Origin of the sequence: Pseudoselenomonas ruminantium (assembly GCF_900142515.1) — a bacterium.
GTDB lineage: Bacteria > Bacillota > Negativicutes > Selenomonadales > Selenomonadaceae > Selenomonas_A > Selenomonas_A ruminantium_D.
This window is the reverse complement of the sequence record NZ_FRBC01000046.1, coordinates 1-8,898: the sequence shown is the minus strand read 5'-3', so window position 1 is coordinate 8,898 and position 8,898 is coordinate 1. Positions and strand designations below refer to the sequence as shown.

General features: G+C 52.2%; 8 protein-coding genes. 2 read left to right on the top strand and 6 right to left on the bottom strand.

Annotated elements, in window-relative coordinates; translation table 11 throughout:
* Positions 1–321 precede the first annotated feature (321 nt).
* Positions 322–2,025, bottom strand: coding sequence for an ABC transporter ATP-binding protein/permease (locus BUB68_RS14570; protein ID WP_073092958.1), 1,704 nt, complete (start codon positions 2,023–2,025; stop codon positions 322–324).
* Positions 2,026–2,170: 145 nt separating this feature from the next.
* Between BUB68_RS14570 and BUB68_RS14565 the strand changes: the two genes are divergently transcribed.
* A complete protein-coding gene (locus BUB68_RS14565) occupies positions 2,171–2,827 on the top strand; it encodes a hypothetical protein (RefSeq protein ID WP_073092956.1) in 657 nt (218 codons plus the stop codon).
* On the opposite strand, the gene rbr is transcribed toward BUB68_RS14565, so the two are convergent.
* The 4 genes from rbr to BUB68_RS14545 all read right to left on the bottom strand — a co-directional run bounded on the left by rbr (position 2,828) and on the right by BUB68_RS14545 (position 6,492).
* Positions 2,828–3,367 carry a rubrerythrin gene (gene rbr / locus BUB68_RS14560; RefSeq protein WP_073092953.1) on the bottom strand — a complete coding sequence of 180 codons (540 nt, stop codon included), beginning with the start codon at positions 3,365–3,367 and terminating at the stop codon, positions 2,828–2,830.
* Between the two features lie 143 nt (positions 3,368–3,510).
* Positions 3,511–5,145 carry a hydroxylamine reductase gene (hcp, locus tag BUB68_RS14555; protein ID WP_073092951.1) on the bottom strand — a complete coding sequence of 545 codons (1,635 nt, stop codon included), beginning with the start codon at positions 5,143–5,145 and terminating at the stop codon, positions 3,511–3,513.
* 169 nt (positions 5,146–5,314) lie between these two features.
* Positions 5,315–5,935, bottom strand: coding sequence for a hypothetical protein (locus BUB68_RS14550; RefSeq protein ID WP_073092948.1), 621 nt, complete (start codon positions 5,933–5,935; stop codon positions 5,315–5,317).
* Between the two features lie 140 nt (positions 5,936–6,075).
* Entirely contained in the window at positions 6,076–6,492 is a 417-nt protein-coding gene (locus tag BUB68_RS14545; protein WP_073092946.1) for a PaaI family thioesterase, read from the bottom strand.
* A gap of 112 nt (positions 6,493–6,604) precedes the next feature.
* Here BUB68_RS14545 and BUB68_RS14540 point away from each other — a divergent pair, with 112 nt between their 5' ends.
* On the top strand, positions 6,605–7,672 hold the full coding sequence (locus BUB68_RS14540) for a tartrate dehydrogenase (protein WP_073092944.1): 1,068 nt from the start codon (positions 6,605–6,607) through the stop codon (positions 7,670–7,672).
* Positions 7,673–7,721: 49 nt separating this feature from the next.
* Here the strand turns inward: BUB68_RS14540 and BUB68_RS14535 are convergent, their stop codons facing one another.
* The gene (locus tag BUB68_RS14535; protein ID WP_073092941.1) at positions 7,722–8,603 is read right to left on the bottom strand and encodes an NAD(P)/FAD-dependent oxidoreductase; all 882 of its coding nucleotides are present in this window, start codon (positions 8,601–8,603) and stop codon (positions 7,722–7,724) included.
* Between the last annotated feature and the right edge of the window lie 295 nt (positions 8,604–8,898).

The window sequence follows — 8,898 nt, the reverse complement described above, 5'->3', positions numbered from 1 at the left end:
TTAAATTCTTTTTTGAAGCTTTTCGGAACTCTTCAGTGCCTCGCCAGTCAAGGCTTCGCTACACTGTTTTGTGCCCGTGTCTGTCAGCGACTTGTATTATATTACACGAGTCGGAGGGATATGTCAACACCTTTTTTACAAAAAGTTTAAAACTCATCAAACTCGTCACAGCAACCTGGCGGTGGGGACCGGAGCATGTCGCCAAGTCAACGGCATTCCCGAGGGAGTCATTTAGCGCAAGGACAAAAAGCAAGCACCGCCGCCACACGACCTCATTTAGCATAGAAGACAAAAAAATAAGCCGCGCAAGGCAGCTTATTCTTAGATTGCTTTCAATATCCAGCTTCCATCGCCTGCCAACCGCAGTTCCTGCTGATGCTGGGCAAACAGTGTCGAGCGGTGTCCTACACTGACCACACCCATGTCCGGCAGCTCTTTAGCCAGCATTTGATACATCTCCGCTTCCCGCGGTTCATCCAAGGCCGAAGTGGCCTCATCCAAAAACACCCAATCCGGTTTGGTCAGGAGAACCCGCGCAAACGCCAGACGCTGCTGTTCACCCAACGACAGGATGCGGCTCCAATCGTCAATCTCATCGAGACGGCTGACGAATTTTTCCAAACCCACGGTCTGCAAGACCGCCTGCAGCTTCTCGTCACTGCCAGCTGCCGTACCGGGATAATATAAGGCCCGGCGCAGGCTGCCCAATGGCAGGTAAGGACGCTGCGGCAGGAACAGCAGCTTGCTGCCTGCCTTCAGCGAGAGTTTTCCCTTGCCATAAGGCCAGATACCGGCCAGGGTACGCAAAAGCGTACTCTTGCCGCAGCCAGAAGATCCCGTAACCAATAAACGGCTGCCAGCAGGCAGGTTCAACGTACAGTCAGCCAGCAATACCCTACTGTCCGGCAACTGTACCTGCAGATCCTCCACAGCCAGCTGCTGGCCCTCTTCCTGGCGCACAATGCCGGCTTTGACATCTTCCGCCACTTCCATATGTTCCGTAAAGGCCGTAAGACGCTTGACCACCGCCGCTAACTGCGCGATGGTGTCATAGGACTCGACAAAATAAGACAGGGCATCCTGCACCCGGCCAAAAGCGGAGACCGTCTGCATCAGGCCGCCCAGTGCAATGCCACCCGCAAAATATTGGGGTGCGGCCAGGATCAGCGGCACGATGACCGCCAGCTGGGCATAGCCATTGACATAGAAATTCAGGATTTTCGTCTGCTTCATGAGCTGCCAGAAATTGCTGATGACCTTGGCAAAACGTTCATGAAAACCCTTGTTTTCCGCAGATTCACCGCCGTAGAAGGCAATGCTCTCGCTGTTTTCCCGCACCCGCATCATATTGAAACGGAAATCAGCTTCAAAGCGCTGCTGCTCAAAGTTCAGGCCGATAAGCTTCCGGCCCACGAGATGCGCACAGCCCGTACCAATCCCCGAATAGAACAGGGAGAACCAGAACATATAGCCATAGATGACGAACTCCCAGCCGCCCAATTCCACGGTATAGGACCCGGAAAGATTCCAGAGCACCACGCCAAAAGCCGCCAATGTCGTCAACTGTTTCAAGAAACCAATCAACAATTGCAGGGAAAGGTTGACAAATTGGCTGATATCCTCACTGATACGCTGGTCCGGGTTATCCGTGTCGCTGTTCTGCACCTGCAGGCGATAATAGACCTGCCCCCCCAGCCAGCGGGAAAGATACGCGTCCGTAAGCCAGGTGCGCCAATTGATCTGCACCGCCTGCCGCAGATAGATCGCATATACCGCAATCACGATATACAACATGGCAAGCGCCGTGAACTCCCCCACCAACGGCCAGAACTGATCTGCCTGATACTGCTGCAAGGCATTGTAGAACTCATTGTACCAGCTGTTCAACCGTACCAGCAGATACACGCCGAAGAAATTCAAGCCGATGACGAAGGCCAAAAGCCCCCGGGCCTTCCATTTGTGCTCACTGTTCCAATAGCCGCGGAACAGCTGCCAAAAAGCCCGCAAAGCGCCTCTTTTTTCCATATGCATTCACTCCACAAAAAAGAGATTGTCCCGCCGTCATAGACGGAACAATCTCAGTATAGACCTTTCCCCTATTTCCTGCAATAAGGAAATTATGTTAGAATGATTAGGTAATCTTTCTAATCCTATAGGAGGGAATCTCACCATGTTCATATACATCCTTGGCCTATTGTGCCTGTTGCTTTTGCTGCTCCTCTACCGCTATCTGCCCAACAAGAAGATCTTTGCCTGTTTCTGCCTGACGCTTTTGGCCGCAGGGCTTATCGCCTACCGTTACTGGCCGGTACCTGAGACCGTCCATCAGCCCATCAGCGAGGCAGAACGCTACGAGATGCAGCAACAGCAGCAGATCTTCACCACCTGGTACGCCCAGTACCAGCAGGATTTAGCGGAACTTGACCGCAACTGGCGCTGGTATCATCAGATCATCGAAAGTTTCAAAGCCGACAACATCAGCATCCAGACCTGTTTCGTGCGACTCAAGCAGCTCGACCAGGACAGTGCCAGCCTCAAGGAACGCATTGCCCAGCATACCCCACCAGTCGCGCTCAACGATGGCTGTTATGACCAGCTCGCTGAAGTCATGAAAAAGACCAACACCTATGCAGATGCGCAGTACCGCACCATCGCCCTGACGCGGGCCGCCGCCGACCCGGCCAACCTGAAGACCGATGACCAGGCCGAACAGAGCCGCATGCTGCAGACCATCATGATCCGCGAATCCCCGGTGGGCTTATACACTGCCAAGGAAATCACCGCCATACGGGATTATCTGGAGATTCCCGAAGAACCCCAGCCGTAATCAATAGTTTTCGGCATGGATTTCGAAATAGCTCTGCGGATGTGCGCAGACCGGGCAAAGCTGAGGTGCCTTGGTGCCCACCACGATATGACCGCAGTTGCGGCATTCCCAAACTTTGACCTCGCTCTTCTGGAAGACTTCCTGCGTCTCTACATTCTTGAGCAGGGCGCGGTAACGTTCCTCGTGATGCTTTTCAATCTCAGCGACCATGCGGAATTTGATTGCCAGCTCCTTGAAGCCTTCTTTTTCTGCTGTGTCAGCAAAGCCGGCATACATATCCGTCCATTCATAGTTTTCCCCATCAGCGGCGTCTTTCAAGTTCACCGTCGTATCGGGCATGCCATCGTGGAGTTCCTTGAACCACATCTTGGCATGCTCTTTTTCATTGTCAGCCGTCTTGAGGAACAGGGCAGCAATCTGCTCAAACCCTTCCTTCTTCGCCTTGGAAGCATAATACGTGTACTTGTTGCGAGCCTGGCTTTCCCCTGCAAAGGCCGCCTCAAGATTCTTTTCCGTCTGCGTTCCTGCGTATTTGCTCATGATAAATCCCCCTTAAATATAAAGTATCACATACGCACATTATAACATTTTTTCCCGTTAACATCCACACAATTTTATTTATTGTCAGAATTTTATTCTCAAACAAAGAGGAGCCGCGAAATCATCGCAGCTCCCTTTAAGCGTTAGCCAATCATCTTTTTGATATCTTCTTCTACCGTGGAAATCGTGCCGATGCCGAAGTTTTCCACCAATACCTTCGCCACGTTCGGGGACAGGAAGGCGGGCAGCGTCGGGCCGAGGTGGATGTTCTTGACACCTAAGTGCAGCAGGGCCAGCAGGACGATGACAGCCTTCTGCTCATACCAGGCGATATTGTAGGCAATGGGCAGTTCGTTGACATCCTCAAGGCCAAAGACTTCCTTGAGCTTCAAGGCAATCAGGGCCAGGCTGTAAGAGTCATTGCACTGACCGGCATCCAACACGCGGGGAATGCCGCCGATATCGCCGAGATTCAGCTTGATGTATTTATACTTGGCGCAACCAGCGGTCAGGATAACCGTATCCTGCGGCAGGGCCTTGGCAAATTCTGCATAGTAATCACGGCTCTTCATGCGGCCATCGCAGCCAGCCATGACCACGAATTTCTTGATGGCACCGCTCTTGACGGCGTCCACCACTTTATCTGCCACAGCAAAGACCTGCTCATGGGCAAAGCCGCCCACAATCTGGCCCTGCTCCAACTCCGTCGGAGCCGCACATTTCTTTGCCAGCTCGATGATGGCGGAGAAATCCTTCGTGCCATCAGCTTTGGCTTCAATGTGCTGGCAGCCCGGCACACCCGTAGCGCCCGTGGTGAAGAGACGTTCCTGGTAGCTGGCCTTCGGCGGCACCACACAGTTGGTGGTCATGAGGATGGGGCCATTGAAGGCTTCAAATTCCTCTTTCTGCTTCCACCAGGCATTGCCGTAGTTGCCGGCAAAATTCGTGTACTTCTTGAACTTCGGATAGTAATGGGCCGGCAGCATCTCACCATGCGTGTAGACATCCACGCCGGTGCCCTGCGTCTGTTCCAGCAGCATCTCCAGATCCTTCAGGTCATGGCCGGAAATCAGGATGCCCGGATTCTTGCGCACACCCAGCTCCACTTTCGTCAGTTCCGGATTACCATAGGTTTCCGTATTGGCCTTGTCCAGCAGGGCCATGCCATCCACACCCCACTTGCCCGTTTCCAGCGTCAAAGCCGTGAGGTCATCTCCCGTCAGGCTGTCATCCAGGAGCCTTCCCAAAGCCGACTGCAGGAACGCATCTATGGCTTCATTCTCGTAACCCAGCACATTGGCATGCTTCTGATAAGCGGCCAGACCTTTGAGGCCATAGGTGATGAGTTCACGCAGGCTGCGGATATCCTCGTTCTCCGTGGCCAGAACGCCTACTTTGGCAGCCTTGGCAGCAAAGCCATCTTCCGTGTCGTTCCAAAGTGCTGCAGCGGGCAGGTTCTCCCGGTCAGCCAGCCCTGCCAGCAGTTCCTGTTTGACTGCCAGCGTTTCCTTGACCCGTGCCATGATCGCCTGCTCATCAAAGTTGGCATTGGTGATGGTAATGAAAAGGTTGATGGTAATCAGGTAATTCACCTTGCTGTCCACCGGCTTGCCCTCGGCACGCAGGCGGGTAGTGACTGCCGACAAGCCCTTGGTCACATAAATCAGCAAATCCTGCATGGCAGCCACTTCCGGCTTCTTGCCGCAGACGCCGATCTGGGTGCAGCCTTTGCAACCGGCAGTTTCCTGACACTGATAACAAAACATCTTGTTTTCCATAAAGCATCTCCTTACTCACACTTATTGTCTGCATAATACACTGTGTTCTCGCTCACTTACAGGACTTATTATAGAGAGAATGCCGCCTTCATGCTGTAACAAGCGTTACAGCTTATCTTTTGCATCAAAAAAGGCCGCAGGCCTGACGGCTTGCGGCAAAAAATCTTTTTTAAGCAGCGATATCCACATTTCCCCCTGGCGGCGTTTTCGGCTTATAATTGCTGATCTGCGCATTAGCCTGTTGGAAGCGGCTTTTTCCCAATTGGGTTTCATTGCCGAACTGCGATACGCGCGTCACATCAAGGGCTGCTTTCATGCTCCGCGCCATACTGTCCTGACCTTTTTGAGAAATTTCCTTGATTTGCTGCTGGAATTTACTGGAGCCCAATTTTGTCTCGTTACCAAAATTCGACACTTCATAGTAAGACTTCGCCTTATCCATGATTTGGGAGGTATTTTTCATACCTTCGTTATTTGTCTTTTGATTGTCGCGCTGGAAGGCACTGCTTCCGATCTTGGTACTCGTCCCAAAATTAGACACGCTATAGATTGCTGCGGTTTCCTTGGCAATCTGTGACGTTTCCCGTTCACCGATACTGATCACGGTGTCATTGTTGCGCTGAAACGGACTCGAGCCTAATTTGGTTTCATTGCCAAAATTCGACACTTTGCTGTAAGATGCTGCCTGGTCGCTACGTTCTTTAGCTGCATTCATTCCTACAGAATGAACCTCGCGATTGATTTGCGGGAAGCTCGAAAGAGTCGTAGCCCCTACACCCGAGATACCCATAATCGATCCCTCACTTTCCCTGAGTTTTTCCTTAATCCTTTATTCTAGGTATACACAGCCCCTACTCTAATTATAGACTGTTCGCATCTTATTTTCAAGCAATTATTAAATTGTTTATTATTGTTTGTCTTTTAAGGCAATTACTCGATGAATTTCCCCAAAACATAGAAATTGCCATGCCCTTTGGCAAAGATTTTCCCCTTCTCACTCTTCAGTTCACATTCACAGGCCATGGTATGACGTCCATCATGGAGCACCTGCGCATGAGCAATCACCTTTTCCGTCAGAGGAACCGCATGCATGAAATCCGTAGTCAGGCTAAGGGTGACCACTTTCTTGTTGCAGACCAGACATGCTGCTCCCATAGCAGTATCCGCCATCGTCATAAGCACGCCGCCATGGGCAATGCCATAAAGGTTCGTATGCATCTCATCAATGGGCAGCACCAGCTGCACACTGCCGTCCGCCAACGGCTCCACCTGCATATGCAGGTACTCCACAAAGGGATTATGATGGTAAAAACGCGCGATCTGCTGCTGTAATTCCGTAAGTTCCATAAGCTTTCCTCTCCTGAAATTTTTTCTTTTCTTCATTATACCACAAGGAAATCCTCCTTATGATGCCGAAAATTTATAAAGTATGTTGAAAATCTGGAAGAGGTGCTGATTCATGAAAAATTTCAAGATTGCTGTTATCGCCGGGGACGGCATTGGCCCGGACGTCATTGAGGAAGGAAAGAAAGTCCTGTCCGGCATTGCTAAGCTGGATGGCACATTCAACGTGGAATTCACCGATTTCCCCTGGGGATGTGAATACTATCTGCGGGAAGGCCGCATGATGCCCGAGGACGGTCTCTCCATCCTCAAGGATTTCGATGCCATCTATCTGGGCGCCGTGGGTTATCCCGGCGTACCTGACGATGTTTCCCTGCAGGGACTGCTGCTGAAAATCCGCAAGGGCTTTGATGAATACATCAACCTGCGTCCCGTGAAACTCCTCAAGGGCGCTCCCTGTCCCTTGAAGGATGTCAAAGAAGAAGATATCGATATGATTGTCGTGCGGGAAAACAGCGAAGGCGAATATGCCAACGTGGGCAGCCGCCTCTATCCCGGCACCGAGCAGGAAATCGCCCTGCAGACCGGCGTCTTCTCCCGTAAGGGCTGTGAGCGGGTTATCCGCTACGCCTACGAACTGGCACAAAAAGAGGGCAAGAGCCTCACCAATATCAGCAAGGCCAATGCCCTGGGCTACTCTATGGTATTCTGGAATGAAATCTTTGCTGAAGTGGGCAAGGAATATCCCGATGTGCCCACCAGCTCCCTGATGGTAGATGCCGCCAGCATGTTCTTCGTCAAGAACCCGAAACGCTTCCAGATTGTCGTGACCAGCAACCTCTTCGGTGATATCCTGACCGATTTGGGTGCTGCCATTGCCGGCGGCATGGGACTGGCTGCCGGTGCCAACCTCAACCCCGAAAAGAATTTCCCGAGCATGTTCGAACCCATCCACGGTAGTGCCCCGGATATTGCCGGCAAGGGATTAGCCAATCCGCTGGCCGCCATCTGGAGCGTCAGCCAGATGCTCGACTTCTTCGGCGAGGAAACATGGGGCCAAAAAGTCATCGACGCCATCGAGACCCTGCTGTTGGAGAAAAAGACCCTGACGCCGGATTTGGGCGGCACGGCCAAAACCGATGAAATCGGCGCGGCCATCCTGGAAATATTGGGCAGAAAATAAAAGCCTCCCCTAAGGGGGAGGTGTCAGCCGCAGGCTGACGGAAGGGGCTTTAAGCTGATTTTTTCTCCCTTAGATATTTCACTGCGGAAAGCCCCGCTTCGGCCCCCTGGTAGACGGCCTTGGCTATCTGCAATAAACCACCGGTGCAATCGCCCGCGGCAAAGAGTCCCGGCACATTTGTCGCACCATGGGCATCGATTCGGATGTTATTGCCCTCCAGCTGGGCACCGATCTTCTTCGCAATGGCGGTACTGCCTGCCGTGCCCAGGGCCATAAATACACCGCTCAGGCCCAGTTCCGAACCATCGGCAAAGACAACTTTTTCCACCCGGTCACCGCCAGCAATGGCGGTGACCTTTTCATTGACCACGCTGATTGCTGCTGGCACTTCTACTGCCGGTTCCTCACCATTGGTCAGCAGATAAACCTGGGCCGCATGAGGCAGCAGGCTTTGCGCTTCGTGCAGGGCATATTCTCCGGCCCCCACTACTGCCACCTCTTTGCCACGATAGAAAAAAGCATCACAGGTGGCGCAATAGCTCACGCCTTTGCCTGCAAACTCCTTCATGCCTGGCACGTTAAGCGTCTGCCGGGATGCCCCCGTGGCTACAATCACCGCCCCCGCTTCAAACTCGTGTTCTTTTCCCGTCACCTTGAAACCTGTAAAGGAATCATTGAACATCAGCGAAAGCAATTCGTCCTCGACAAATTCCACGCCGATTTTCTTCGCGCCCTCAATGCCCCGCTGATAGAGTTCTGCCCCTGAGACCGGCTCTGCCAGGCCATAGTAATTTTCAATCTTCTCGGCCTTATGCAGCCCGCTAAGAGCCAGGCCTTTGCTCAGTACCGTAACCTCAGCCCCCCCCCGGCGGGCATACAGAGCCGCTGACACGCCGGCAGGGCCGGAACCGATAATCAATACCCTTGCCATTTGGCACACCTCTTTCCCTTCATTCTTTTTCCATTATGCTGTATTTATAAACAAGCTTAACAAATAATGTTAAATATTTTTATAAACTTTGTTGTTCGTTAACTGCTCTCTACAAGCCGAGTATCGGACGAGTCCTCAACCAAGCAAGCGGTCTACGCAGCAACTACCACAACTGGACGCAGCACTACGCCCTCTATCCCGTCAGCCGAAACATTCGGGAATACTTTTCTCATTATCTGGAAAGCTCCATTGACATCGGCATTTATGAGCCTGCCATCGTTTGCCCGGAATAGTC

Excerpts from the sequence above, each read along its gene's own strand:
- BUB68_RS14570 (WP_073092958.1), bottom strand. The coding sequence starts at position 2,025 with ATGGAAAAAAGAGGCGCTTTGCGGGCTTTTTGGCAGCTGTTCCGCGGC.
- BUB68_RS14565 (WP_073092956.1), top strand. The coding sequence starts at position 2,171 with ATGTTCATATACATCCTTGGCCTATTGTGCCTGTTGCTTTTGCTGCTC.
- rbr (WP_073092953.1), bottom strand. The coding sequence starts at position 3,367 with ATGAGCAAATACGCAGGAACGCAGACGGAAAAGAATCTTGAGGCGGCC.
- hcp (WP_073092951.1), bottom strand. The coding sequence starts at position 5,145 with ATGGAAAACAAGATGTTTTGTTATCAGTGTCAGGAAACTGCCGGTTGC.
- BUB68_RS14550 (WP_073092948.1), bottom strand. The coding sequence starts at position 5,935 with ATGGGTATCTCGGGTGTAGGGGCTACGACTCTTTCGAGCTTCCCGCAA.
- BUB68_RS14545 (WP_073092946.1), bottom strand. The coding sequence starts at position 6,492 with ATGGAACTTACGGAATTACAGCAGCAGATCGCGCGTTTTTACCATCAT.
- BUB68_RS14540 (WP_073092944.1), top strand. The coding sequence starts at position 6,605 with ATGAAAAATTTCAAGATTGCTGTTATCGCCGGGGACGGCATTGGCCCG.
- BUB68_RS14535 (WP_073092941.1), bottom strand. The coding sequence starts at position 8,603 with ATGGCAAGGGTATTGATTATCGGTTCCGGCCCTGCCGGCGTGTCAGCG.